Origin of the sequence: Sphingomonas phyllosphaerae 5.2, from assembly GCF_000419605.1 — a bacterium.
GTDB lineage: Bacteria > Pseudomonadota > Alphaproteobacteria > Sphingomonadales > Sphingomonadaceae > Sphingomonas > Sphingomonas phyllosphaerae_B.
Genome location: NZ_ATTI01000001.1, coordinates 2,934,712 through 2,959,770 on the forward strand (window position 1 = coordinate 2,934,712; position 25,059 = coordinate 2,959,770).

Annotated in this window: 20 protein-coding genes; 17 read left to right on the forward strand and 3 right to left on the reverse strand. The window is 68.8% G+C overall.

Translation table 11 applies throughout. The features are described 5' to 3' along the window. From SPHPHY_RS0113855 to SPHPHY_RS0113865, 3 genes are read left to right on the forward strand one after another with little or no spacing between them, the layout of a single operon-like run. Positions 1–3,315 carry an efflux RND transporter permease subunit gene (locus tag SPHPHY_RS0113855; RefSeq protein WP_022687285.1) on the forward strand — a complete coding sequence of 1,105 codons (3,315 nt, stop codon included), beginning with the start codon at positions 1–3 and terminating at the stop codon, positions 3,313–3,315. Next, the gene (locus tag SPHPHY_RS0113860; RefSeq protein WP_043131237.1) at positions 3,315–4,868 is read left to right on the forward strand and encodes an efflux transporter outer membrane subunit; all 1,554 of its coding nucleotides are present in this window, start codon (positions 3,315–3,317) and stop codon (positions 4,866–4,868) included. The genes SPHPHY_RS0113855 and SPHPHY_RS0113860 overlap by 1 nt, the downstream gene beginning before the upstream one ends. Before the next feature lie 52 nt (positions 4,869–4,920). Then, positions 4,921–5,430, forward strand: coding sequence for a GNAT family N-acetyltransferase (locus tag SPHPHY_RS0113865; RefSeq protein ID WP_043130071.1), 510 nt, complete (start codon positions 4,921–4,923; stop codon positions 5,428–5,430). Between the two features lie 46 nt (positions 5,431–5,476). Here the strand turns inward: SPHPHY_RS0113865 and SPHPHY_RS20215 are convergent, their stop codons facing one another. Continuing rightward, the gene (locus SPHPHY_RS20215; protein ID WP_022687288.1) at positions 5,477–5,815 is read right to left on the reverse strand and encodes a phasin family protein; all 339 of its coding nucleotides are present in this window, start codon (positions 5,813–5,815) and stop codon (positions 5,477–5,479) included. Positions 5,816–5,954: 139 nt separating this feature from the next. On the opposite strand from SPHPHY_RS20215, the gene SPHPHY_RS0113875 reads away from it, so the two are divergent. From SPHPHY_RS0113875 to SPHPHY_RS0113890, 4 genes are read left to right on the forward strand one after another with little or no spacing between them, the layout of a single operon-like run. After that, positions 5,955–6,485, forward strand: a complete 531-nt coding sequence (locus SPHPHY_RS0113875) for a hypothetical protein (RefSeq protein WP_028056922.1) — start codon at positions 5,955–5,957, stop codon at positions 6,483–6,485. Beyond that, the gene (locus tag SPHPHY_RS0113880) at positions 6,482–7,093 is read left to right on the forward strand and encodes a peptidylprolyl isomerase (protein WP_022687290.1); all 612 of its coding nucleotides are present in this window, start codon (positions 6,482–6,484) and stop codon (positions 7,091–7,093) included. The genes SPHPHY_RS0113875 and SPHPHY_RS0113880 overlap by 4 nt, the downstream gene beginning before the upstream one ends. A gap of 55 nt (positions 7,094–7,148) precedes the next feature. Then, on the forward strand, positions 7,149–8,381 hold the full coding sequence (locus tag SPHPHY_RS0113885; protein ID WP_022687291.1) for a M20 metallopeptidase family protein: 1,233 nt from the start codon (positions 7,149–7,151) through the stop codon (positions 8,379–8,381). Positions 8,382–8,395: 14 nt separating this feature from the next. Then, entirely contained in the window at positions 8,396–8,902 is a 507-nt protein-coding gene (locus SPHPHY_RS0113890; protein WP_022687292.1) for a biliverdin-producing heme oxygenase, read from the forward strand. A gap of 4 nt (positions 8,903–8,906) precedes the next feature. On the opposite strand, the gene SPHPHY_RS20220 is transcribed toward SPHPHY_RS0113890, so the two are convergent. Beyond that, entirely contained in the window at positions 8,907–11,045 is a 2,139-nt protein-coding gene (locus tag SPHPHY_RS20220) for a histidine kinase dimerization/phosphoacceptor domain -containing protein (RefSeq protein WP_022687293.1), read from the reverse strand. Between the two features lie 137 nt (positions 11,046–11,182). Between SPHPHY_RS20220 and SPHPHY_RS0113900 the strand changes: the two genes are divergently transcribed. The 9 genes from SPHPHY_RS0113900 to nagE all read left to right on the forward strand — a co-directional run bounded on the left by SPHPHY_RS0113900 (position 11,183) and on the right by nagE (position 21,113). Continuing rightward, the gene (locus SPHPHY_RS0113900) at positions 11,183–11,539 is read left to right on the forward strand and encodes a PilZ domain-containing protein (RefSeq protein WP_022687294.1); all 357 of its coding nucleotides are present in this window, start codon (positions 11,183–11,185) and stop codon (positions 11,537–11,539) included. Between the two features lie 44 nt (positions 11,540–11,583). After that, on the forward strand, positions 11,584–12,135 hold the full coding sequence (locus SPHPHY_RS0113905) for a (2Fe-2S)-binding protein (RefSeq protein ID WP_022687295.1): 552 nt from the start codon (positions 11,584–11,586) through the stop codon (positions 12,133–12,135). A 90-nt stretch (positions 12,136–12,225) separates the two neighbouring features. After that, a complete protein-coding gene (locus tag SPHPHY_RS0113910; protein WP_022687296.1) occupies positions 12,226–12,498 on the forward strand; it encodes a DUF1488 family protein in 273 nt (90 codons plus the stop codon). Positions 12,499–12,912: 414 nt separating this feature from the next. Next, positions 12,913–13,920, forward strand: coding sequence for a N(4)-(beta-N-acetylglucosaminyl)-L-asparaginase (locus tag SPHPHY_RS0113920; RefSeq protein ID WP_022687298.1), 1,008 nt, complete (start codon positions 12,913–12,915; stop codon positions 13,918–13,920). Next, a complete protein-coding gene (locus SPHPHY_RS0113925; protein WP_022687299.1) occupies positions 13,917–14,669 on the forward strand; it encodes a copper homeostasis protein CutC in 753 nt (250 codons plus the stop codon). Before SPHPHY_RS0113920 ends, SPHPHY_RS0113925 begins: the two co-directional genes overlap by 4 nt. Before the next feature lie 82 nt (positions 14,670–14,751). Beyond that, positions 14,752–15,789 (forward strand): SIS domain-containing protein, encoded by a 1,038-nt coding sequence (locus SPHPHY_RS0113930; RefSeq protein WP_022687300.1) that lies wholly within the window; start codon positions 14,752–14,754, stop codon positions 15,787–15,789. Beyond that, complete coding sequence (gene nagA / locus SPHPHY_RS0113935) at positions 15,786–16,916, forward strand: N-acetylglucosamine-6-phosphate deacetylase (RefSeq protein ID WP_022687301.1); 1,131 nt, start codon at positions 15,786–15,788, stop codon at positions 16,914–16,916. The genes SPHPHY_RS0113930 and nagA overlap by 4 nt, the downstream gene beginning before the upstream one ends. A 22-nt stretch (positions 16,917–16,938) precedes the next feature. Continuing rightward, the gene (gene ptsP / locus SPHPHY_RS0113940) at positions 16,939–19,416 is read left to right on the forward strand and encodes a phosphoenolpyruvate--protein phosphotransferase (RefSeq protein ID WP_022687302.1); all 2,478 of its coding nucleotides are present in this window, start codon (positions 16,939–16,941) and stop codon (positions 19,414–19,416) included. Further along, positions 19,413–21,113, forward strand: a complete 1,701-nt coding sequence (gene nagE / locus SPHPHY_RS0113945; protein WP_022687303.1) for an N-acetylglucosamine-specific PTS transporter subunit IIBC — start codon at positions 19,413–19,415, stop codon at positions 21,111–21,113. The genes ptsP and nagE overlap by 4 nt, the downstream gene beginning before the upstream one ends. Before the next feature lie 35 nt (positions 21,114–21,148). Here nagE and SPHPHY_RS0113950 read toward each other — a convergent pair whose 3' ends face one another. Continuing rightward, complete coding sequence (locus SPHPHY_RS0113950) at positions 21,149–21,886, reverse strand: GntR family transcriptional regulator (protein ID WP_028056925.1); 738 nt, start codon at positions 21,884–21,886, stop codon at positions 21,149–21,151. A 345-nt stretch (positions 21,887–22,231) separates the two neighbouring features. Between SPHPHY_RS0113950 and SPHPHY_RS0113955 the strand changes: the two genes are divergently transcribed. Beyond that, entirely contained in the window at positions 22,232–25,000 is a 2,769-nt protein-coding gene (locus SPHPHY_RS0113955) for a TonB-dependent receptor (protein ID WP_022687305.1), read from the forward strand. Positions 25,001–25,059 lie beyond the last annotated feature (59 nt).

The following is a 25,059-nucleotide window of genomic DNA, read 5'->3' on the forward strand; positions in this document are numbered from 1 at the left end:
ATGTCGCGTATCTTCATCGATCGGCCCATCTTCGCGTGGGTGCTGGCGATCATCGTGATGCTGGCCGGCGTCGGGGCGATCCTGTCGCTGCCGATCGCGCAATATCCCGATGTTGCGCCGCCGCAGGTGTCGATCCGCGCCACCTTCCCCGGCGCGAATGCGCAGACGATCCAGAACAGCGTCACGCAGGTGATCGAACAGCAGCTGACCGGCATCGACGGGTTGCTCTATTTTCAATCGAGCTCGTCCAGCCGCGGCTCGGTGACGATCACCGCGACCTTCGACAAGGGCACCGATCCCGACATCGCGCAGGTGCAGGTTCAGAATCAGGTCCAGCAATCGCTCAGCCGCCTGCCGCAACAGGTGCAGCAACAAGGGCTGGTGGTTCGCAAGTCCAACCCGGACTTCCTGCTGATCGTCGGCGTCTATGACACCACCGACAAGCTGACCAACCAGGACGTCTCCGACTATCTCGTCTCCAACCTTCAGGATCCGCTCGGACGTACCCAGGGCGTGGGCGACACCAACGTGTTCGGCTCGCAATATGCGATGCGGATCTGGCTCGACCCTGCGCGGCTCAACAGCTTCCAGCTAATGCCCGGCGACGTCGTCACCGCGATCCAGAACCAGAACACCGAAGTGGCGGCCGGCGAGATCGGCGGGCAACCGATGCCGTCGTCGCAGATGCTGAACGCGGTGGTCACCGCGCAGTCGCGGCTTCAGACCCCGGCGCAGTTCGCGCAGATCATCCTCAAGACCGCACAGGATGGCGGCACCGTTCGCCTCTCCGACGTGGCGCGGATCGAATTGGGCGCGGAGAGCTACAATGCGTTCAGCCGCGTCAACCGCCACCCGGGTGCCGGCATCGCGGTGCTGCTCGCGCCCGGCGCCGACGCGCTCAAGACCGCCGAGCTGGTGAAGGCGCAGGTCGCGCAGGCGGCGAAGGGCTTCCCGGCGGGGCTGACCTACGCTTTCGCCAACGACACCACCGACTTCATCAAGCTGTCGATCGAAGAAGTGGTCAAGACGCTGATCGAGGCGATCATCCTGGTCGTCATCGTCATGTTCGTCTTCCTGCAAAGCTGGCGCGCGACGCTGGTGCCCGCGATTGCGGTTCCGGTCGTCCTGCTCGGCACGTTCGCGGTCTTCTATGTCGCGGGCTTCTCGATCAACACGCTGACGCTGTTCGGGCTCGTGCTCGCGATCGGCCTGCTGGTGGACGACGCGATCGTCGTGGTCGAGAACGTCGAGCGGCTGCTGGAGGAAAACCCCGGCATGACCCCGCGCGAGGCGACGATCGAATCCATGAAGGAGATCACGGTCGCGCTGGTCGCGATTGCGCTGGTCCTGTCGGCGGTATTCATGCCGATGGCGTTCTTCGGCGGATCGACCGGCGTGATCTATCGCCAGTTCTCGCTGACGATCGTGTCGGCGATGGTGCTGTCGGTGCTGGTCGCGGTGATCCTGTCGCCGGCGCTGACCGCGACGTTGCTGAAGCAGACGCACGACGAACATGGCGATCCGATCGAGGAAAGCTGGGTCGGCCGCAAGCTGCCGCGCGTCGCGCATGTGCTGGAGCGCGCGCGCGACGGCTTCAACGACACCTTCGATCGCGGCGTGGCGCGCTACGTCGCGGGCGTGCGGCGCGTGATCGATCGCAAGGCGCTGTTCCTGCTGATCTACCTGCTTACCGTTGCGTTGCTGGCGGTGCTCTTCCTGCGGATGCCGACCGGCTTCCTGCCGACCGAGGATCAGGGCGCGGCTATCGTCCAGTTCCAGCTGCCGGCCGGCGCCACCCGCGCACGTACCGAGGAAGTGCAGCACAAGGTCGAGGATTATCTCGCCACCAGCGAGGGCAAGAACGTCCGCACGATGTTCACGGTCAGCGGCGGCGGCGGTGGCGGCGCCAGTGGTCAGAACACCGGCCAGGGCTTCGTCAACCTCGCCCCATGGGATGATCGCGCGGGCAAGGAAAACACCGCGGATTCGATCGTCGCGCGTGCCTCGGCGGCGTTCCGGGGGCTTCGCGACGCGCGTGTCTTCGCGCTGGTGCCGCCGGCCGTGCGCGGGCTGGGGCAATCGAACGGCTTCACGATGGAATTGCAGAATTCCAGCGGCATGAGCGCCGAGAAGTTTGGCGCCGCCAAGGACAAGCTGCTCGCCGCAGCCAACGCCGATCCGGCGCTGGCTTCCGTGCGCCTGACCGAGCTGCCCGATGTCGCCACGCTGAAGATCGACGTCGACCAGCAGAAGCTCGCGGCGTTCGGGCTGACGCAGGCCGATGTGAACACCACGCTATCGACCGCGTGGGGCGGTCGCTACGTCAACGACTTCGTCGATCGCGGCCGTGTGAAGCGCGTGTTCGTGCAAGGCGACGCACCCTATCGCGCCGCACCGACCGACCTGAACCAGTGGTTCGTACGCGGATCGGGCGGGCAGATGGTCCCCTTTGCCGCGTTCGCGCAGATCGGCTGGAGCCAGGCACCCGTCACGCTGTCGCGCTTCAACGGCATCCCGTCGTTCGAATTGCAGGGCGCCGCCGCCGCCGGCAAGAGCTCGGGCGACGCGATGACGCGGATCGAGGAACTGGCGGCGCAGATCCCGGGCACCAGCGTGTCGTGGGCCGGGCTGTCGTTCCAGGAACGGCTGTCGTCGGGACAGGCGCCGCTGCTCTACGGTCTGTCGATCCTCGTCGTCTTTCTCTGCCTCGCCGCGCTTTACGAAAGCTGGTCGATCCCGTTCGCGGTGCTGCTGGTCATTCCGCTCGGGTTGATCGGGGCGATCCTGTTCACGACGCTGCGCGGACTGGTCAACGACGTCTATCTCCAGATCGGTCTGCTGACGACGATGGGGCTGGCCGCGAAGAACGCGATCCTGATGATCGAGTTCGCCGAACAGGAGGAGAAGAAGGGCAAGCGCGTCATCGATGCCGCATTGTCGGCAGCGCGCATCCGGCTGCGCCCGATCCTGATGACCAGCCTCGCGTTCATCTTCGGCGTGCTCCCGCTGGCGATCTCGACCGGCGCGGGCGCCAACAGCCGCATCGCGATTGGCACGTCCGTGATCGGCGGGATGGTGACAGCGACGGTGCTGGCGGTCTTCTATATTCCGCTGTTCTTCGTGCTGGTCCGCCGCGGGTTCCGCGACGGGTGGAGGGGCCTGCGCCGCGGTGCCGACCCCAGCCCCGACGATAACGGCGACGATCACGGCGACGATCATGGGGGCGGTCACGGCTCCGCCGCGGCGCCCGACGCGCCCAGGCAACTGCCGCGCCCGATCGAAAAGCCCGCGCTGCCAGCGCCAGAGGGGGCATGATGATCCGCCTGTTCGCCATCCTGTCTGCCTCGGCCGCATTGGCCGGCTGCTCGCTCGCGCCAACCTATGTCCGCCCCGCTCCCCCGGTGCAGTCGTCATGGCCGGTCGGCGACGCCTATCTGCGCCGAAGCGAGGCGGCGTTGCCCAGCGTCACCTATCGCGACATTTTCCGCGATCCGCGTCTGCAGACGCTGATCGACCAGTCGCTCGCCAACAATCGCGACCTCCGCGTCGCGGTGGCGAATATCGAGGCGACCCGCGCGCAATATCGCATCCAGCGCGGCGACCTGTTCCCGCAGATCAACGCGAGCGGCAATTACAGCTACCGTGAGAGCAGCCGATCCGGCGTGAACACCGGTATCAACACCGGCACCGGAGCGGGCACTGGGTCTGGGACTGGAACCGGCAACACGGGCGGCACCGGTTTAGGCGGAAGCGGTGTCGGCACGGGTACGGGCGGCACCGGTACGACCGTGGTCTCCGGCGCGAACAGCACGTTCCAGGCGCAGGTCGGCGTGACAGCATTCGAGATCGACCTGTTCGGTCGTGTCCGCTCGCTGACCGGAGCGGCGCTGTCGCGCTATTTCGCGCAGGAAGCCGCCGCCCGCGCGACGCGGCTGACACTGATCGGCGATCTCGCCACCGCGTGGCTCAGCTATGCCGCCGACAAGAGCCTGCTGACCGTCGCCGAGCAGACCGCGGTCGCAGCCCGCAACAGCGTGCGGCTGACCGATGCGCGCCGTCGCGGCGGTGTCGCACCGCGGACCGACGTGCGCCAGGCCGAACAGATACTCGCCACCGCAGAAGCCGATCTCGCCGAACAGCGCACGTTGCTGGCGCAGGACGTCAACGTGATCCAGTTGCTGGTCGGCGCGCCGGTCGATCCGGCGCTGCTGCCGGGCGGTATCGAACAGGCCGCCCGGACGATCGGCGAACTGCCGGCCGGAATCGACTCCGGCGTGCTGCTCCGCCGCCCCGACGTGGTGCAGGCGGAATATTCGCTCCGCGCCTTCAATGCTGAAATCGGCGCCGCACGCGCGGCGCTGTTCCCGCGCATCACGCTGACCGGGCTGGTCGGCTTCGCGAGCACGGCGCTGCGCACATTGTTCACCGGCGATGCCTTCAACTGGTCGGTCGCCCCCAGCGCCAGCTATCCGATCTTCCGCGCCGGCGCCGGCCGCGCCGGGGTCGAGTACAGCGTGGCGCAGCGCGATGCGGCGCTCGCCACCTACGAGCAGACGATCCAGAGTGCGTTCCGCGAGGTGTCGGATGCGCTCGCGCGGCGCGGTACGATCACCGAACAGCTCGCCGCCAACCAGCGCTTCTACACCGCGGCTGTCGACACGCTGAACCTGACCAACGCGCGGTACCGTGGCGGGATCGACACCTATCTGACGTCGCTCGATGCGCAGCGGCAATTGTATTCGGCGCAACGCACGCTGGTGCAGACGCAGCTGGTGCGGGCGACCAATCTCGTCACGCTTTACCGTACCTTGGGCGGCGACTCGCTGCTCGACGTCACCGATCAGGGGCCGAAGCCCGCAGCGGGTTGACCGCCGCGTCGTGCGCGCCGACGATGGCCGATCGATGGTGAGGAACGCGAGCATGCCGCAACATCGCATACGCCGTTTCGAAGAGCGCGACCGGTTACCGATGCAGGCGTTCGCGCGCGGCCTGCCGGAGCACGACCTGCTGTTCCTCGGCCGCGACCTGCGCCAGCCGCGCGTGATCGCGGCGTGGCTGGCCGCGATCGCTGATGGCTGGATCGACGGGCTGGTCGCCGAGGATGAGGGCGCGCTGGTCGGCACGGCGGCGCTGGTCCGCGATCCGCTGAGCTGGAGCGCCCATGTCGGCGAGATCCGGTTGCTCGTCGCCCCGGATCGGCGTGGCAGCGGGCTGGGCGGCGACTTGTTGCAGGCGGTGATGCAGATCGCCGACGCGCGCGACGTAGCGAAGCTCACCGTGGCGATGACCGCGGATCAGACGGGCACGCTGGCGCTGTTCGAAGGTCTGGGCTTCGTCGCGGAGGCGCGGCTTTGCGATCATGTACGCGACGGCGCCGGACGGGCGCACGACCTGCTGGTACTGGCGCATCGCCCCCGCCCCACTGCGTGACGACATCGCGGACGGCGAACCCGCCGCCCGCGAGATCTGGCCGGGCTCAGGCGGAGGGGTCACCCGAATTGCCCGGTGCCACTGCCGCGCGGCCGAACTGCATGATGAGCTGGCCGATCTCGCGCGCCTGCTCCATCGATCGCTGGCCCTGTGTCTGCAGATAGTCGCTCTGGATCTGCATGACCTGCGACAGGTCCTTGGCCTGCGCCGCGGCGCGCATCGCGGCGAATGCCTGTTGGGTGTTCGTCTCGACCTGATCGAGGATCTTGGTGCTGATCGTCGATCCGCTTTCCATCATGTGCTGCCCCGACTGGCGGATCTGGTCGGTGGCTTTCTGCGCTGCGTCGGCGGCAGCGCGGCCCATGTCGTTCCTGTTGTCGGTCATCGTCGATCTCCCTCGTGGCAGATGATGGCTGCCTGCGCTCAACCCGGCAAGCCGGTGCTTGGTTGCTGCGTGTCGCAACCGCGGGCTGGTGGAGCGACCGCGCTCGGGATAGAATGCGCGGATGTCCTGGAGCGCGAAGATGACCCTTGCCCTGCTGCTGCCGCTGCTGATCGCCGCCGCGCCCCCGCCCGCGCCGCAGGAGCAGCCGGCCTCCGACGCGGCATGCGCGACGATCCGCCCTGCCTTCCCGGTGGGGTTCGAGGGGTGGAGCGTCCGCACCCCACTGGATGCCGGCGCCGGCACACGCAGCGCGCCGGTGCTGGTCGTCGGTCGCGCCGCCGAGCTGCGGCTGGTGTCGTTCGATCGCCTGACCCCGGCCGTTACCCCCACGCGCATCGCGGAGCCGAGCAGTTCCGGCGGCATGGCGTTGTTCCAGGTCACGCGGCCCGGCACCTACCGCGTCGCACTGGGTGGCCCGGCGTGGATCGACGTGGTGCGCGCCGGTCGTTCGCTGCCGGCCATGGCGCATGGACATGGACCGTCGTGCACCGGCATCCGCAAGATGGTCGACTTCAAGCTCGCACCCGGGCGCTATATCCTGCAATTGACCGGCGCCACGGCCGTGACCTTGCCGGTGATGATCGCGCACGCCCGGCGGGTCGCGGCATGATCGCGCCGCTGCTCGCGCTGCTGCTCGCCACACCGCAGGTCGCGCCGACCCCGCCCCCGCCCCCCGCGGCTCCCGCAACGGCCCCCACCCCCGCGACGTTGACCCGCGTGGTGCTGACCACCGCGGCAGGACCGATCGTGATCGGCGTCGACTCGCGCGCCGCACCCGTCACCGCCGCCAACTTCCTGAAATTCGTCGACGGCAAGAAGCTGGACGGCGTCTCCTTCTATCGCGCGGTGAAGGTCGCGAACGGCTTCGGCCTCGTCCAGTTCGGCACCCGCAACGATCGCGCGCGCACGTTGCCGGCGATCAAGCACGAACCGACGACGCAGACCGGGCTCAGTCACACCGACGGCACGATCTCGATGGCGATGGCCGCGCCCGGCACCGCCAGCGGCGACTTCTTCGTCGTCGTCGGCGATTTGCCGTCGATGGACGCCACCGCCGGCCAGCCCGGCTTCGCCGCGTTCGGACGCGTGCTGGAGGGGATGGACGTCATCCGCACGATCCTGCTCGCGCCCACCTCGCCGACGCTGGGCGACGGCGCCATGAAGGGGCAGATGCTGGCGCCCGCGATCCGCATCACCACGGCACGTCGCGCGCCCTGACGCGCTTCCGCCTCCATGACGGATCGGTTACAGGAGCGACCAAAGGAGTCCGCCCATGACCAGCACGCTCGCCACCCGAACCGACTGGAGCGCGATCGTCGCCACCGAACTGGCCGACGTCATCGCGCTGCGCCGCGCGATCCATTCCGAGCCGGAGGTCGGGCTGCACTGCCCGCTGACTACAGCGAAGGCCAAGGCGGCGCTCGCCGGGCTGCCGCTGGAAATCCGCGACAGCACCAGCACCACCGGCTTCATCGCGATCCTGCGCGGCGGGCGCGGTGGCGGCGGCGCATCGAACGGGCGCACGGTGCTGCTGCGCGGCGACATGGATGCGCTGCCGATGACCGAGGAGACCGGGCTGCCGTTTGCCTCCACCATCCCCGGCGCGATGCACGCCTGCGGACATGACGCGCATACCGCGATGCTGGCCGGCGCCGCCAAAGCGCTGTGCGCGCGTCGCGAAGAGCTGTCGGGGACGATCGTCTTCATGTTCCAGCCCGGCGAGGAAGGCCATCACGGCGCACGGCACATGATCGCCGATGGCCTGCTCGACATCGCCCGGCCGGAGGCGGCGTTCGCGCTGCACATCCTGCCGAACGCACCGGCGGGAACGTTCGTCGGCCGCGAGGGCGCGATGCTCGCCTCGACCGACACGGTACTGGCGACGATCCGCGGCACGGGCGGGCACGCCGCGATGCCGCACGACGCGATCGATCCGATCCCGGTCGCCTGCGCAATCGTCACTGCGCTGCAACAGCATGTCGCCCGACGCGTGCCGGTCGCCGATCCGGCGGTGCTGACGATCACGCAGATCCACGCCGGTTCGTCGCACAACATCATTCCCGGCGAAGTGAAGCTGATGGGGACGCTTCGTACCCTGTCGGAGAGCACGCGCAGCGCGATGCGCGCGGCCTTCCATCAGGTTGCGCAAGGGATCGCCACCGCGCACGGCTGCGTCGCCGAGACCTCGATCGAGGAAGGCTATCCGGTGACGATGAACGACCCGCGCGCCACGCGCGTGCTGCGCGAATTGGCCGGCGAGGTGCCGGGTGCGAGCGGCTGGACGACGATGTCCGCGCCGATCATGGGTGGCGAGGATTTCAGCTACGTGCTGCGCGAGGTGCCAGGCGCAATGGCGTTCATGGGCGTCGCCGCGCCCGACAGCGACTGGCGCACCAATCCACCGCTCCACAACACGCGAATGACGATCGACGAGCAGGTAATGGCGACCGGCGTCGCGATGCACTGCGCTGTGGCGGAACGCTTCCTGGATCGCGGGCTGGACTGATCGTCGTGACCGCCATGACGATGCTGCGCGACGCCACCGGCCCGGCGCACGAGCAGGTCGACGCCGCCTTCGGCGCGCACGATCTGTCCTCGACCGCGGCGTATCGCGCCTTCCTGCTGGCGCACGCGCGCGCATTGCCGGCCGCCGAGCGCGTGATGGCGGCGCTGCCGTTCGCCGCCACGTTGCCGACGCGCACGCCGTCGCTCACCGCCGATCTCGCCGCGCTGGACGCCGACATGCCCGCGCCGTTGCCCTTCACGCCCGGCGGTGACGCCGCGACATTGTGGGGCGTGCTCTACGTGGTGGAGGGGTCGCGGCTCGGCGGTGCGCTGTTGGCACGGCAGGTGCCGGACGGGTCTCCGCGCGGCTATCTCGGCGCGGTTCATGCGCCCGGCCAGTGGCGCGCGATCCGCGCCGCACTCGACGACGCGGCCGCGGGCCGGGACGCGGACTGGACAGGGCGGATGGTGGCGGGCGCGCTGGCGACCTTCGCGCTCTACGCGGACGCCGCCGGCGCCTGAGCGCTCAATCCGCCTCGATCGGCGCAGTCAGCACGGCGCGCAGACCGGGGCGGTTGTCGAGATATTCGACCTGCCCGTCGATCCGCTGGATGACGGCGCGCATCATCCGGCTGCCGAAGCCCTCGCCATCGCCCTTCTTGCCGACGCCCTGGTCGGCGACGATCAACCGCAGCCGGTTGCGATATTGCTCCAGCACGATCTCGATCGGCCCGCCATCCTGCGCGGGATACGCGTATTTGGTGGCGTTGATGACCAGTTCGGCGGCGATCAGCCCGATGTTCACGGCGCGATCCGTGGGGATCAGAACGGGCGCAAGCGACAACGACATGTGCCGCCCCCATTCGTCGCCCAGCGACGCCTTCATGTCCTCGATCAACTCGCCGATATAGCGGCTGAGGTCGATGGTCTCGATCTGGTCGTCGCTGTAGAGGCGACGGTGCACCAGCGCGACCGCGGAGAGCCGCGAGCGTGCTTCACGTAGCTGGTCGGCCACGGCGCCCGGGCCCGCATCACGCGCCTGGATCGCAAGGAACGACGACACAAGTTGCAGGCTGTTCTGCACGCGGTGATCGACCTCGCGCATCAGCAGGTCCTTCTGCACCAGCAACGCGTCCTTGTCGGCGCTGGCGCGCTCCAGTTCCTGGTTCAGCCGCCGCAATTCGTTGGAGGCCCGCGCCTCGCGCAACAACCGGCGCAGGCGACCGACGCCTTCGATCTGCTCCAGGGTCCAGCGCCGCGCACGCCCGCGTACCGTCTCGTGCCACGATTCGAAGGAGGCGCGCGGGTGGAGCGTGACGTCGGGATCGTGCGGCACCGCCTTGTGTGGATTGCCGGCCCACTCGATTTCCTCGATCTGCTCGACCCGCAGCCACATCATCACGTGGCGATCGTCGATGCGGAGCGCGAGCACCCCCGTGATCGCGCCGAACGACCGCGCACCGTGCCATTCGGCCGCCAGTTCGCGTGTCGCGAACGGCATCGCTTCCTCGCGTAACGACAGTGCGCGAACCAGATCGAGCACGTCCTCGTCAGCCGGAACGACGCCGCTGGCGATAACGGTCTGGTCGCGGATCAGCACCAGACCATCCGCATCGAGCATCCGGCGCACCTCCTCGACACGCCGACCGAGGATCTTGAGCAGGTCCGCATCCTGGAACAGCAGCGGGCGTAGCGCATCCTCCTCGCTGCGCAGCGCCAGCCGGCCGCGATACGCCTCCGCCTCTTCCTTCGCCAGGATCTGCCGCGCCAGCGCGCCGGCCATCGCCGCGGCGGCAGCGCGGATGCTGCGCGACATCGTCTTGGGCGTCATGTTGTGACAGGCGACCAGTCCCCACAACAGCCCGTCCTTCACGATCGAGATCGACGCCGAGGCTTCCACGCCCATGTTTTGCAGATACTCGACGTGCACCGGCGAGACGCTGCGGATCGCGACGTCGCTCAGGTCCACGCCCTCAAACCCGGCAGGGCGCAGCGGCGCGGGCACGTAGTGGACGTCGGGGATCACGCGCGTGCGGTTGCGCACGTAAAGCGCACGCGCCTGCCGCGGAATGTCGGTCGCGGGGAAATGGTGGTGGAGGAACGAGGACAAGGCGGGATCGCGGTCCTCGCCGACCACGCAGCCCGCTTCGTCGTCGAGAAAGCGATAGATCATCACGCGATCGAACCCGGTGAGCGCCCGAAATGCCGTGGCGGCGCGTTCGCACAGCGCCTTCAGCGTACCCGCCCGCTCGAACCCGGCGGTGATCGCGTCGAGCCAACCGAGCGTCGCGGCGGCCGAGCGCGTCTCCTCGCCGGCCGGCTCCAGCTCGGCGATCAGCCACGGACCGGACCGGTGCAGCGCCACGTCCAGCCCGGCGACCGGCGCCGCCAGCACCGTACCCCCGGGTCCCATCGGCGCCGCATCGGCCAGTGCCGCGACGTCCTGCGCCAGAAGCTCCGACAGATCGCGCCCCAGCCACTCGGGCGTCAGCACGTCCTCGATCGCGCCCGCACCGGCCACGACCCGCATCGTCTTGGGATCGGCGACGAGCATGATGCCATGCGGCTGCACGGCGCCCGACAGGTGGATAGGCTCACGATCGCACGGCGTGAGCTCCCGATGCTCCGGAAGAAGCGCGTCTTTCGAAGCAGGTTGCGGATCCATCACCTCGCGATATGGCAACCCGCCCGCGAGTGGCAACCGATCTTACGTAGATCAGCGGTTTTTTCGAGCCAACGGGTGCACAATGGGTGCAACGTCATTAACGCGCGTTTTGCTCTGCATGCTAAGAAGAACCTGCGATGTCCGATTCCCCGCCACGTGAACCGCGCGCCAGCGTCATCCTCTACGCGCGGATCGACCATGCCGGCCGCTCGGTGGAGGTGCGCGTGCGCAATCTGTCGGCGACGGGGGCATGTATCGAGAACCCCGGTGAACTGAATCAGGGCGATCAGGTCGCCGTCACGATGGGCACGCTGCTGGAGCTGCCGGCGGAGGTGATGTGGACCTCCACGACGCTGGCGGGTTTGCACTTCGTCGAGGGCGCGATCGATCTGGCGGAGGCGCGCAAGCACCGCGACCGTGGCGTCACCGGCCCCAGGCCGAGCGCGGGCTGGATCAACAACATGCAGCACGCCTATCGCCGCCGCGACGGCTGATCACCCCGCTTGTTGCCGCGCAGGCGGCGGCCTAGGACGGCGGCATGACCCGCCTGACCGTCAATAACGAGGCCGTCGAATACCGGATGGCGCCCGATACGCCGCTCCTGTGGGCGCTGCGCGACGCATCGAATTTGACCGGCACCAAATACGGCTGTGGGACCGGCAGCTGCGGCGCCTGCACCGTCGATGTCGACGGACGCGCGGTGCGATCGTGCCAGCTGACGCTGAAGGCGGCGGAAGGCGCGTTCGTCACCACGATCGAGGGGTTGTCGCGGGAGCGCGCCCATCCGGTGCAGCTGGCGCTGATTGCCGGCAACGTGCCGCAATGTGGATATTGCATCCCCGGCATCACCATGGCCGCGGCGGCGCTGCTCAAGCACGATCCTGCGCCCAGCGAAGCGGCGATCGCTGCGGCGATCACCAACATCTGCCGCTGCGGCATCTACCCGCGGTTGATCGAGGCGATCCAGCGCGCCGGCCGCGCGATCCGCGGCGACGAGCGGCTGCCCCCCGCCCCCCGCCCCGGGATCGAGCCCGCCGATGCCGCGCGCCTCGTACCCGCGCTCGACCCGACCCGATCCGGCCGCCGATAACCGTCTTCGCTACGCTGCGTGCGACGCGCTCGGGAACATCATCGCGCCTTCTGTCTTCTTGGCTCGACACTCACGTGAAGGAAAAATGGCATGGCTGCCGACCGGCTCGAAATCGACAACAGCACCCTGCTCGACAACATCGACGAGCGACAGGTGGAATTCAGTGCCGAGGCGGACGGCGACGATTATGAGTTCGCGGTCCAGTATGACGTGCTGGAGGCGTTGAGCGGGGATGCGCCCGACGGCGACGCGCTCGACACGTTCAATCGCTTCTCCGACACGATCATCGATGCCGCGCTGTCGGCGCTGGCGCGCAACGCGGATGCAGTGCCGATCGTCGTCAGCGAGAGCGATCTGGAATAGCGTTTCGCGCAACAATGCTGCCGCCGCGACAAGAAGGTTGCGGCGGCACCCGCTTCGGTCCACTCTCCCACGCACATAATGAAAAGCCGCCATGACGCGGCAGGGAGAGGATAATGGACGTACCAAGCATCATGGTGATCGGCGTGGGCGCACTCGGGGCGCTGGGCACACTCGCGATGGTAGTGGTGCTCGCCCGCCGCGCACCGCAGCGCTGACAGCCTGTCGGCCGTCGTGACCTGACGGTTTGACGGCATCGGGACAAAGGCCGTGGAGCGTGATCGCCCCGCGGCCTTTGTCGTGTGTGGAATCCAAACCTTTATGGAACCAGTAGCATGACCAATGCCGGTTTGCATTGGCGACCGGCCGCGGAGTGTGCATGGTAATCGCCAACATGGAAGGCGGCGGAGAGATCGCATGACAAATCGACGGTCGGTGTTGACCGGTCTGGCCGCGCTGGGCGCTGCGGCACCGCTGGCGGCGCGTCCGGCACCGGCGAAGGGGGCGATGATCGTCTCCACCTGGGATTTCGGTGCCGCCGCCAACGACGCCGCCTTCGCGGCAATGAAGGCGGGCGGCAGCTTGCTCGATGCGGTCGAGGCGGGGGCGAAGGTGCCGGAGGCCGATCCGGCCAATCATTCGGTCGGCTATAGCGGCTATCCCGATCGCGACGGACACGTCACGCTCGATGCCGTCATCATGGACGATGCCGGCGGGGTCGGCGCGGTCGCCGCGCTGGAGGATACCATCCACGCGATCTCGGTCGCGCGACGGGTGATGGAGCGCACGCCCCACACGCTGCTGGTCGGCGAAGGCGCGACACGCTTTGCGCGCGATCAGGGGTTTACGACCCGGAACCTGCTGACGCCCGAGGCGGAGCAGGCGTGGCGCGACTGGCTGAAGACCGCGCATTACAGTCCGGCCGCGAACAGCGAAACCGGCACGTATGGCGGGCCGCGCCACGTCACCCCCGGGGGCGCGCTCGACCACGACACGATCGGGCTGCTGGCGCGCGACCGCGCGGGGCGAATGGCGGGCGCGTGCACGACATCGGGCATGGCGTTCAAGATGCGCGGCCGCGTCGGCGACTCGCCGCAGGTCGGCGCCGGCCTATACGTCGAGCGCGGCATCGGCGGCGCGACCTCGACCGGGCTGGGCGAGGAAGTGACGCGTGTCTCGGGCACTGCGCGCGTGGTTGCGTCGATGCGCGCCGGGCTGTCGCCGCAAAAGGCGTGCGAAGAGGTGGTCCGTCACATCGCACGGCTGCGCGGCGATGCCATCAAGGGGGTGCAGGTCGGCTTCCTCGCCCTCGATCCGCGCGGCGACGTTGGCGCGTTCTGCCTGCTGCCCGGCTTCACCTATGCCGTAACCGACGCGACCGGGCGGACGAGCGTGTTGACGGCCCCGTCGCTGTTCGCGGCATGACCGAACGATTGCTCGAGGTCTGCGTCGAGGACGTGCGCGGCATCGCCGCGGCGGTCGCCGGGGGCGCGCATCGTATCGAATTATGCGCCGCGCTCGATGTCGGCGGGCTGACCCCGCCCGCCTCGCTGGTCCGCGCCGCCGCGCTGGCGCCGCTGCCGGTTCACCTGCTCGCCCGCCCGCGCGCGGGCGGCTTCGCCTATGACGCTGCCGAGCGCGCGCTGGTCGCCGACGATATCCGGACCGCGGCCGACGCCGGTCTGGCCGGGGTGGTGATCGGCGCGAGCGGCCCCGACGGACGGCTCGACACGGCGGCGCTGGCGCAGTGGATCACGCTCGCGCGCGAGCTGGGCACCGCGCGCGGCCGCCCGTTGTCGCTCACCCTGCACCGCGCCTTCGATCTGGCTCCCGATCTTCCCGCCGCGCTCGACACTGCGGTGGAGTTGGGGTTCGATCGCATCCTGACCTCCGGCGGCGCGCCACACGCTGCCGACGCGCTGGCGATGCTGACTCGGCTGGTCGGGCATGCGGGCACGCGAATCGTCGTCCTGGCAGGCAGCGGCGTCGCTACGACGACATTGCCGGCGATCCTGGCGACGGGGGTACGCGAGGTCCACGCCTCGTGCCGCACGTCGAGCGGGGAACAGGACCCGGAGCTGCTCCGCTTCGGCTTCGTCGCGGCGACAGCGAAGGCTGCCGACGTGAAAAGCGTCAGCGCGCTGGCCGCGCTGCTTTCTGCCTGGCGGACTTGAACAATACCAATTTAAGACTTAAGCTTTTCCGAGGGAAGCGGCACATCATGGTCGCGCCATCGTGAGGGGACCACATTAGATCATGCCCGACAACGCCGACCAGACGTTGATGTTCGCGGAAGCGGGCGAATCCGCTGCTGCGGTTGCGCGCATGATCGCCGCGAACCGCGCCACGCTCCAGTCGCTCGCGCAGGAGCTTCGCGCGACGCCGCCGGCGGTGGTCGTCACCTGCGCCCGCGGCTCCTCGGATCATGCTGCCACCTACGGCAAATATCTGATCGAGACGGCGGTCGGCGTGCCGGTCGCCTCCGCCGCACCGTCGGTGGCATCGGTCTACGAATCGGCGGTGAAGACGCCGGTCGCGCCGCTGTGCATCGCGATCTCGCAGAGCGGGCGCAGCCCCGACCTGCTCGCCACGGTCGCCGCACAGAAGGCCGCGGGCGCGCGGATCGTCGCGCTGGTCAACGATGCGACCTCGCCGCTCGCCGAAGCCGCCGACACATTGGTCCCGTTGATGGCCGGCCCGGAGAAATCCGTGGCAGCGACCAAATCCTATATCACCGCGCTCGCCGCTTTGGCGCTGCTGGTCGCCGAATGGGCGGATGACGACGCCTTGCGCGACGCGGTCGCGCGCCTGCCGGATCGGCTCGCCACCGCGTGGGCGCTGGACTGGAGCGACGTCGTCACGATGCTGACCGACGCCAGCAACCTGTTCGTGATCGGGCGTGGACTCGGCTTCGGCGTCGCGCAGGAGGCGGCGCTGAAGCTCAAGGAAACCTGTGCGCTCCACGCGGAGGCCTTCAGCGCCGCCGAAGTTCGCCACGGGCCGATGGCGATCGTCAACGAGGGTTTCCCGCTGCTGGCCTTCGCCACCTCCGACAGCGCCGGTGACGGCGTGCGTGAGGCCGCAGCCGAGTTCGCCGGGCGCGGCGCCCGCGTCGCGCTGGCCGATGCGCTTGCCGACGGGGCGAGTCATCCGCCCGCGCTCGCCGACCATCCTGCGATCGAGCCGATCCTGACGATCCAGAGTTTCTATCGCATGGCCAACGCACTGTCGGTCGCGCGCGGGCTGGACCCCGATTCGCCCCGCCACCTGAGCAAGGTCACCCGCACGCTATGACGCTGCACAGCTTCATCAACGGCCATATCGTCACGCCGCTCGGCACGCTGTCGGCCGCGACGATCGGCATCGAGGGCGAGATCATCGCGGCGATCACGCCCGGGGCAGCCGACGACGCGATCGACCTCGACGGCGGCTGGGTGATGCCCGGCTTCATCGACACGCAGGTGAACGGCGGCGGTGGCGTGCTGTTCAACGACACGCCGACCGTTGCGGGCGTTGCCGCGATCGCCGCCGCGCATGTCCGTTACGGCAGCACCGCGACGATGCCGACGCTGATCAGCGACACTCCCGACGTAATCGCGCGCGGGCTGGACGCGGTCGACGCCGCTATCGACGCCGGCGTGCCCGGCGTGGTCGGCATCCATGTCGAAGGCCCCGTCATCAACGTCGTGCGCAAGGGCATCCACGATCCGGCGCGCTTCCGCCCGCTCGACGACGAATTGCTGACGCTGCTGACCACGCCGCGCCGCGGACGCGTGATGGTCACGCTGGCGCCCGAGCGGGTCACGACCGCGCAGATCGCCGCGCTGGTGGCGGCGGGCGTGCGCGTGTGCCTGGGGCATACCGACGCCGACTATGCGACCGCCACCGCCGCCTTCGCAGCCGGCGCGACCGGGGTGACACATCTGTTCAATGCGATGTCGCCGCTCGTGCATCGCGCGCCGGGTGTCGTCGGCGCGGCGCTCGACAACGACAGCGCGTGGTGCGGGATCATCGTCGACGGCTTCCATGTCGACGACGCTGCGCTGCGCATCGCGTTGCGCGCACGCCCTGCGGACCGCTTCATGCTGGTTTCGGATGCGATGCCGTGCGTCGGCGCGGCGAACAAGGATTTCGTCCTGCAGGGTAAGCCGATCCGCGTCGAGGACGGTCGCTGCGTCGGCGCCGACGGGACGCTGGCAGGCTCCGACCTCGACATGGCGGGCGCGGTGCGCGGCGCCGTGACGCGGCTCGGGATTGCCCCGGAACAGGCGGCGGCGCTGGCATCGACCAGCCCGGCGGAGTTCCTCGGCCTGTCCGACGAGCGCGGCACGCTCGCGGTGGGCAAGCGCGCCGACTGGGCGATCCTGACCCGCGACCTGTATCCTGCCAGCACCTGGATCGGCGCCCGGCCGGTTGCCTGACCTTCCTTCGTTCGGAGACGCCATGGCCCCCCTCTCGCTGACCGCACCGCTCGCAGGCTGGGCCGGGACGCTCGACGACGTGCCCGACGCGGTCTTCGCCGAACGGATGCTCGGCGACGGCCTGGCGATCGACCCGACCGGCGACGTGCTGGTCGCGCCGTGCGCTGCCCGCGTGCTGACGGTGCAGCCGACCGGCCATGCGATCACGCTGGTGACGGCCGAGGGTGCGGAACTGCTGATCCATCTCGGGCTGGACACGGTGACACTGGGCGGGCGCGGGTTCGAGATGCTGGTCGCGGCCGACGAGCAGGTGACGCGCGGTCAGCCGCTGATCCGCTTCGACCTGGACCTGATCGTGCGCGAGGCGCGCGCGGCGGTGACCCCGATCGTCGTCACCAATGGCGAGGCGTTCGCGATCGAGACCCGCGCCACCGCGGGGGTCGTCGCGACCGGCGATGCGTTCATGACGCTCGTCCCGCGGGATGCGGCGAGACGGCAGGCGGCGAGCGATGGTCCGGCCGCGACCCGCACGATCGTCGTGCCGCTGCCGCATGGCATCCACGCCCGCCCCGCCGCGCGTATCGCCGAGACCGCGCGCCGCTTCGATGCGGTAGTAACGCTCGCCAAGGACGGGGCGCCGGTTGCCGCGACCAGCCCGATCGGGCTGCTGTCGCTGATTGTCGCGAAAGAGGATCGGCTGACGATCGCGGCGACCGGCGCGCAGGCCGAGCAGGCGGTCGCCGCGATTGCCGAGCTGATCCTGCACGGTATCGAGGAAGCGCCCGCCACCGCCCGCCCCGCCCCCGCGGCCCCGGCCCCGGCAACCGTGCCCGACGGCGCGATCGCCGGCGTCACCGCTGCACCCGGCCTCGCGATCGGCCCGGTTGCGCGCTGGGACGTGCAGGATCTCGACGTACCGACGGACGGCTGCGGCATCGCCGCCGAGGAAGCGGCGTTCGCCACGGCGTGCACCGCGCTGTCGGCTGACCTCGCCGCCCGCTCCGCTGCGGCAAGCGGCCCCGCGCGCGCGATCCTGGACGCGCACGCGTCGATGCTCGGCGACGACGCATTGCTCGACGCGGCCCGTGCCGCGATCGCCCGCGGGCACAGCGCGGCGTTCGCGTGGCGCGCTGCGATCCGCCCGCAGGCGGATGCGCTGCGTGCCGGCGGCGACCCGCGGCTCGCCGAGCGCGCCGACGACATGCGCGATCTCGAACGCCAGCTGATCGCGCGGTTGATGGGTGTCGCGGACAGCATCGTGGCGCTGCCCGATGGCGCGATCCTCGTCGCCGACGACCTGCTGCCGTCGCAATTCATGGCGCTCGACCTCGATCGGGTGGCCGGTCTCGCGGTGGTACGCGGTGGCCCGACCTCGCACGTCGCGATCCTCGCCGCCGCGCGCGGCGTGCCGATGCTGGTCGCGCTGGGCGAGGCGCTGCGTGCGGTGCCGGTCGGTGCGCAGGTGATCCTCGACGCGAGCGGCGGGCTGCTGCACGCGACCCCAGACGCCGCGACGCTCGACGACGCGCACGGCCGCGTCGCCGCGGCCGCCACCCGGCGGACCGAGGCGCTGGCGCGCGCCGGCGAGGACTGCCGCACTCTCGACGGCATGCGGATCGAGCTGTTCGCCAATTGCGGGTCGGCTGCCGATGCCGAGCTCGCGGTGCGCAACGGCGCCGAAGGCTGCGGCCTGCTCCGCACCGAATTGCTGTTCCTCGACCGCGACACCGCCCCGGACGTCGCCGAGCAGACCGCCGACTATCAGGCGGTCGTCGATGCGCTCGACGGGCGTCCGCTGATCGTCCGTCTGCTCGACATCGGCGGCGACAAGCCCGCGCCCTATCTGCCGATCGCGGCGGAGGAAAATCCCGCGCTCGGTCTGCGCGGCATCCGCGTCGCGCTCGCGCACCCGGACATCCTCGAGGACCAGCTGCGCGCGATCCTGGCGGTGCGCCCGCTCGGCCGGTGCCGGATCATGGTGCCGATGATCGCGGGGGTCGACGAATTGCTCCGCGTTCGCGCGGTGCTCGACCGGCTGACCGGCGGCGCGCGCGACGTCGAGCTGGGCGTGATGGTCGAGACGCCTGCCGCCGCGATCGGCGCCGACCTGTTGGCCGCCGAGGCGGATTTCCTGTCGATCGGCACCAACGACCTCACCCAATATACGCTGGCGATGGACCGCGGGAATCCGGCCGTCGCCTGCGCGCTCGACGGATTGCACCCGGCGGTGCTGCGCCTGATCGCCGAAACGGTGCGTGGGAGCGGCCTGCGCGGGCGCTGGACCGGCGTGTGCGGCAGCCTCGCCTCCGATCCGCTGGCGGTGCCGATCCTGCTCGGGCTCGGCGTCACCGAATTGTCGGTCGCGCCCGCGGCGGTGCCGGAGATCAAGGCGCTCGTCCGCGAGCTCGATCTGCGCGCCGCGCGCGATCATGCACGCGCCGCGCTCGCCTGCCCGGACGCCGCCGCCGTCCGCCGCCTCGCACGGGAGTTTGCGCGATGAAGTCGATCCTGGGCACGCTCCAGCCGCTGGGCCGCGCATTGATGCTGCCGATCGCGGTGCTGCCGATCGCAGGGCTGCTGCTGCGCCTCGGCCAGCCCGACCTGCTCGACATCGCGTTCGTCAGCGCGGCGGGCGACGCGATCTTCTCGCACCTCGGATTGCTGTTCGCGATCGGCGTCGCGACCGGCTTCGCGCGCGACGGGAACGGCGCGGCCTGCCTGGCGGGCGTCGTCTGCTTCCTGGTCGCGACCGAGGCGGCAAAGGTGCTGCTGGTCGTCCCGCCGGAGACGAGCGCCGGGCTGACCGGCGCCGCTGCCGAGCTCGCCACCGCGGCGTGGAAGGCGAAGGCGATCGCGCGGCTGGACGTACCGGCCGGGATCATCTCCGGGCTGGTCGGCGGGCTGTTCTACAACCGTTTCTCCACGATCAAGCTGCCCGAATATCTCGCCTTCTTCGGCGGACGCCGCTTTGTGCCGATCGTCAGCGGGCTTGCCGGGCTGGTGCTCGCCGTGGTCATCGGTACGGGATTCGCGTCGATCTCAAGCGGCATCGACCAGCTGAGCTGGGGCATCGCCGCCTCCGGTGGCGCCGGGCTGTTCCTGTTCGGGTTGCTCAACCGGCTGCTGCTCGTCACCGGGCTGCACCATCTGCTCAACAACATCGTGTGGTTCGTGATGGGCGACTATCACGGCACCACCGGCGATCTTCGCCGCTTCTTCGCGGGCGATCCCGGCGCGGGCGCGTTCATGGCCGGCTTCTTCCCGGTCATGATGTTCGGCCTGCCCGCCGCCTGCCTCGCGATGTACCACGCCGCGTTGCCGGAGCGGCGCAAGGCGATCGGCGGCATGCTGTTCAGCCTCGCGCTCACCTCCGCACTGACCGGGGTGACCGAGCCGATCGAATTCAGCTTCATGTTCCTCGCACCGCTTCTCTACGCGGTCCATGCCGTGCTGACCGGGGTGTCGATGGCGTTGATGGACGCCTTGGGCGTAAAGCTGGGCTTCGGCTTCTCCGCCGGGCTGCTCGACTATGTGCTGAACTTCAATCGCGCGACGCGGCCGCTGCTGCTGCTCCCGGTCGGTGCGGTGTATTTCGCGCTCTATTACGGGCTGTTCCGCTTCTTCATCGCACGGTTCGACCTGAAGACACCGGGGCGCGAAACCGTCGAGGCGGGTGCGCCTACGGTCGTCGCAGCCGGCGAGCGCGGCGCCGCCTTCGCACGTGCGCTGGGCGGCGCCGCGAACCTGATCGAGGTCGGCGCGTGCACCACCCGCCTGCGGCTGAACGTCCGCGATCAGCAGGCGGTGGACGAGGCCGCCCTGAAGGCGCTCGGCGCGCGTGGATTGATCCGCCCCTCGGCGACGGCGTTGCAGGTCGTCCTCGGCCCGATCGCCGACGTCGTCGCGGTCGAGATCCGCGATGCGCTGGCGGCCGGCGGGATCGAGGTCGCCGCGGTCGCGGCTGCGGACCGGGTGGCGGAAGCGCCCGTGGCGCTGTCCCCGGCGGCGCTCGTGGCGCTCGGCGGCAAGGCCAACGTCCACACGGCGAGCATCCATCCGGGCCGCGTCCGCGTGGCGCTTGTGAACGAAGCCGTCGACGAGGCGGCACTTCGGACGCTGGGCGTGCGCGCGGTCGCGCGTCCCGCCGACGGGACGCTGCACCTGCTGGTCGCCGATACGGGAACACTGACGGTCTGATCGTCATCCCGCCGCGGCGCGGATGACGATCAGACCTACAGGTCGGAAAGCTCCGCCACGAAGTCGTAGGCATCGCCGCGGTAATAGGAGCGCGTGAACTCCACTGCGCGCCCGTCGCGACGAAAGCCGCGCCGCTCGATCAACAGCCCGGCGTGGCCGGCATCCACCCCCAGCATCTTGGCGTGTTCCGGGCCGAACGGCACCGCACGCAGCCGCTGCAGCGCGCGCACCGGCCGGCTGCCCGCCTTGTCGAGCGCGCTGTAGAGCGAGTCGCCGACCGCATCTGCGGAAGGCAGGCAATAACCCGCGATCGCGGACATCTCGAACGCCATCGGCTCGTTGTCGGCGTGGCGGATGCGCTGGAAACGGAACACCGGCGCACCCGGCGACAGACCCAGCGCCATGCTCTCTTCCGGGCTGACGGTGCTGGCGATGCGGCTGATCCACTTGCTGGACGCGGTCTTGCCGCGCGCCGCCATGTCCTCGGAAAAGGACGACAGCTTGGAGAAGCTCTTCTCGACCCGCCCGGCGACGAACGTCCCCGCGCCGCGGCGGCGCGTCAGCAGCCCGTCCTCGACCAGACCACCGATCGCCTTGCGCACGGTGATGCGCGACACCTCATATTCGGTCGCCAGGTCGCGCTCGGCCGGGATCGCGTCGCCGTGGTTCAGTATCCCGCCGTCGATCGCATCGCGGATCACCTGCTGCAACTGGAGGTAGAGCGGCGCCGAATTGCCTGGGCGAAACCGTCCCACCTCATCCGAAAAGGCCATCCACATCCCTCCACGCCGCCGCTCCCGACGAACGCGACGGGTAAAGGCACGGCAAACCGTAACCAAACCCCGTGCCGCGGACAACGTGCAAGCCGATGCCCGGCGTATTTTACCGGCACGCTCTCCGGTCAGGAGTATGTAGCGAAAAGGCCACAGTCCCACGCAAAAGCGAAATTTGGTTTTGTGAATGAAACCTTCCCGTAACTTTCCATGCCGCTCCGGACCGATTTGGGTTATAAGACCAACTACGGACCGATTGAGACGAGAAGCGCCGAGCGGTGCCCTCTTCCGCCGGTGCGGCACTGCGGAAATGCACCTCCACGTGCATTCATGAGGGGATTTAATATGCGCCTGCGTCGTTACATGCTGGTTTCCACCGCGCTGCTCGGCTTCACCGGCACCGCATACGCGCAGCAGACCACCCCGCCCGCTACGACGCCGCCCAGCGAAGCCGCATCGGACACCACCGGCGAAGACATCGTCGTCACCGGTTACGCCGGCAGCCTGCGTCAGGCGATCGAGCTGAAGCGCAACGCCAACGCCGTCGTCGATTCGATCTCGGCCGAAGACATCGGCAAGTTCCCCGACCGCAACGTCGCGGAGTCGCTGGCGCACATCCCCGGCGTGTCGATCGACCGCCGTTTCGGCGAGGGCGAGAAGGTCGCCATCCTCGGCACCGATCCGGCGCTGAACCGCATGCTGCTCGACGGCCACGCGCTCGCCTCGGCCGATTGGGGCGGCAACGACAACGACCCGTCCAGCCGTACCTTCAACTATTCGTTGCTCGCTCCCGAGCTCGTCGACCGCCTCGAAGTATACAAGTCGCCGGAAGCGCGCCTGGAAGACGGCAGCCTCGGCGGCACCGTGATCGTGCGGACGCGTCGTCCGCTGGAACTGAAGGCGAACTCGTTGTTCGCGTCGGGCGGCTACACCTACAACGACCGCGCGGAAAAGGGCAGCATCCGCGGCTCGGGCCTGTACAGCTGGAAGAACGACGACGAGACGTTCGGCGTCCTGGTCGCCGCGACCTATGACAAGCAGCAGCTGGTCCGCGCGGGCGTCGAATTCTTCGGCTACGACAATGCCGATGGCTCGGGCAGTCCGTTCATGACGACGAACGGCGCCGGGCAGCGCGTGCTGAAGAATCCGAATGCAGTCATCACCGGCGGCACGCTTGCCGATCTCGACAAGGCGGCCTCTCCGTTCGGCATCAACTACGCCTATTTCCAGCAGCAGCGCGAGCGCACCAGCGTGTCGGGCACGGTGCAGTATCGCCCGGCCAGCAACCTGACGCTGACCCTGAACGGCCTGCACATCAACGGCAATTACAACAACTACAGCCAGTCGATGTACACCATCCCCGGTGCGTGGAGCGGGGCAGACCTGCAATCCGCCACGATCTCGAACGGCGTCGTCACCAACGCCGCCTTCGGCGCGGCGACCAGCCAGCGCAACGCCCAGCTCGACACGCTGGTGCGCGCCACGAAGCTGAAGACCGACAATCTGAACTTCTTCGCGGACTGGGAAGGCGACGACGGCGCGAAGGTTTCGTTCCTCGGCGGCTGGAGCAGGGCATCGGGTGGTCGCAATCCGGAATATCTGTTCAACGTGCAGACCAAGTTGCCGTTCAGCTACGCGATCACGCCGACCACGGCACAGGTCGACTTCACGGGTGATGCGACCAACCCGGCGAACTACTTCACGAACCCGAGCAACAATCCGGTCACGATCGAAGGCCGCCCGTTCAACGTGAACGGCACGCAGCTCAACGCGGCGCAGATCGGCGGACAGGATTATAGCGTCACCACCGACCGCGATATCTTCGGCGGCTTCGACGCAACGGTGCCGATCGGCGACGGTTTCTTCAAGCAGATCCTGATCGGCGCGCGCATCACCGATCACGTCAACAAGATCGACGCGCGCGGCGTCAACAGCTACCTGGCCACGTCGTTGCTCGGCTCGCAGCTCGGCGTGGCGACGTCGACGACGCCGGACGGCATCTTCGACGGCTCGGGCGGGTCGGGTTCGGCCACCAAGTACATCAACCTGTCGCGCGAGGCAGTGATCGATATCCTGGCGAACAGCATCAATACGCCGCTGTTCTACAAGGTCGGTGCCTCGACCCGTGTCGAGGAGCGCACCGCGGCCAGCTACGTGCAGGTGAACTTCGATCAGGGCGGACTGCGCGGCAACCTGGGCGGTCGTCTCGTCTACACGCGCGACATCTCCTCCTATGCATTGTCGCTGCCGACCCCCGGAAACGACAATCCGATCCCGATCCCGACCAGCACCGCGACCGATTATCTGAAGTTCCTGCCGGCCTTCAACGTCGCTTACGAGATCAGCCCGCAGTTCATCGTCCGCGGTGCGGCGGCGAAGGTCATCTCGCGTCCGCGCTATCAGGATCTGGCCGCGTCGATCTCGCAGAACGACGTGACCTTCGATGCCGGCGGCGGCAATCCGAACCTGAAGCCGTATGAATCGACCAATTACGAAGTGACGGCGGAATTCTACCCGCGCGCCGGTGCGTTGCTGTCGCTCGAACTGTATCGCCGCGAGATCAGCAACTACATCGTAACGACGTCGATCCCGAACCAGAGCTTCTTCAACTCCCTGCAGGGCAAGGTCATCAACACCTACCGCGTGTCCAGCCCGATCAACGCCGGCAAGGCGAAGGTCAACGGCGTGCTGGTCAACGGTCAGGCGGAGATCTGGGGCGGGTTCGGCATCCAGGCGAACTATGCCTATCAGGACAGCTCGACCGAGGTGATCCCCGGAGTCGACGGTGCGCTCAATCTGCCGTACCTCTCGAAGCACACGGTCAACGTGATCCCCTACTTCGAAAAGGGTCCGTTCCAGGCGCGTCTCAGCTACAATTACCGCTCGTCCTACTTCCGGTCGATCGGTCGCCTGAACTCGTTCGAGATGGTGGCGCCGTACAACCAGCTGGACGCTTCCGCATCGCTGGAACTGACCAACAACATCTCGGTCACGGTGAATGCGCAGAACCTGCTGGACGAGACCTATCTGCAGTATAGCAGCACGCGCGATCGTCCGTCGGCCTTCTACAAGAACGGCCGCACCTATGTGGCGAGCCTGTCGTTCCGCCTGTAACCTTCCCTATTGATCTTCCTGAGCCTGGGCCTTCGTCATCGACGGAGGCCCATTTTTTA

What these genes read in the sequence shown, in the direction of transcription:
- SPHPHY_RS0113875 (WP_028056922.1), top strand. Translation starts at nt 5,955, where the DNA reads ATGACCCTTGCCCTGCTGCTGCCGCTGCTGATCGCCGCCGCGCCCCCG.
- SPHPHY_RS20220 (WP_022687293.1), bottom strand. Translation starts at nt 11,045, where the DNA reads ATGGATCCGCAACCTGCTTCGAAAGACGCGCTTCTTCCGGAGCATCGG.
- nagE (WP_022687303.1), top strand. Translation starts at nt 19,413, where the DNA reads ATGAAGTCGATCCTGGGCACGCTCCAGCCGCTGGGCCGCGCATTGATG.
- SPHPHY_RS0113910 (WP_022687296.1), top strand. Translation starts at nt 12,226, where the DNA reads ATGGCTGCCGACCGGCTCGAAATCGACAACAGCACCCTGCTCGACAAC.
- SPHPHY_RS0113930 (WP_022687300.1), top strand. Translation starts at nt 14,752, where the DNA reads ATGCCCGACAACGCCGACCAGACGTTGATGTTCGCGGAAGCGGGCGAA.
- SPHPHY_RS0113905 (WP_022687295.1), top strand. Translation starts at nt 11,584, where the DNA reads ATGACCCGCCTGACCGTCAATAACGAGGCCGTCGAATACCGGATGGCG.
- SPHPHY_RS0113900 (WP_022687294.1), top strand. Translation starts at nt 11,183, where the DNA reads ATGTCCGATTCCCCGCCACGTGAACCGCGCGCCAGCGTCATCCTCTAC.
- SPHPHY_RS0113890 (WP_022687292.1), top strand. Translation starts at nt 8,396, where the DNA reads ATGACGATGCTGCGCGACGCCACCGGCCCGGCGCACGAGCAGGTCGAC.
- SPHPHY_RS0113925 (WP_022687299.1), top strand. Translation starts at nt 13,917, where the DNA reads ATGACCGAACGATTGCTCGAGGTCTGCGTCGAGGACGTGCGCGGCATC.
- SPHPHY_RS0113955 (WP_022687305.1), top strand. Translation starts at nt 22,232, where the DNA reads ATGCGCCTGCGTCGTTACATGCTGGTTTCCACCGCGCTGCTCGGCTTC.
- SPHPHY_RS0113885 (WP_022687291.1), top strand. Translation starts at nt 7,149, where the DNA reads ATGACCAGCACGCTCGCCACCCGAACCGACTGGAGCGCGATCGTCGCC.
- SPHPHY_RS0113860 (WP_043131237.1), top strand. Translation starts at nt 3,315, where the DNA reads ATGATCCGCCTGTTCGCCATCCTGTCTGCCTCGGCCGCATTGGCCGGC.
- SPHPHY_RS0113865 (WP_043130071.1), top strand. Translation starts at nt 4,921, where the DNA reads ATGCCGCAACATCGCATACGCCGTTTCGAAGAGCGCGACCGGTTACCG.
- SPHPHY_RS0113855 (WP_022687285.1), top strand. Translation starts at nt 1, where the DNA reads ATGTCGCGTATCTTCATCGATCGGCCCATCTTCGCGTGGGTGCTGGCG.
- ptsP (WP_022687302.1), top strand. Translation starts at nt 16,939, where the DNA reads ATGGCCCCCCTCTCGCTGACCGCACCGCTCGCAGGCTGGGCCGGGACG.
- SPHPHY_RS20215 (WP_022687288.1), bottom strand. Translation starts at nt 5,815, where the DNA reads ATGACCGACAACAGGAACGACATGGGCCGCGCTGCCGCCGACGCAGCG.
- nagA (WP_022687301.1), top strand. Translation starts at nt 15,786, where the DNA reads ATGACGCTGCACAGCTTCATCAACGGCCATATCGTCACGCCGCTCGGC.
- SPHPHY_RS0113950 (WP_028056925.1), bottom strand. Translation starts at nt 21,886, where the DNA reads ATGGCCTTTTCGGATGAGGTGGGACGGTTTCGCCCAGGCAATTCGGCG.
- SPHPHY_RS0113880 (WP_022687290.1), top strand. Translation starts at nt 6,482, where the DNA reads ATGATCGCGCCGCTGCTCGCGCTGCTGCTCGCCACACCGCAGGTCGCG.
- SPHPHY_RS0113920 (WP_022687298.1), top strand. Translation starts at nt 12,913, where the DNA reads ATGACAAATCGACGGTCGGTGTTGACCGGTCTGGCCGCGCTGGGCGCT.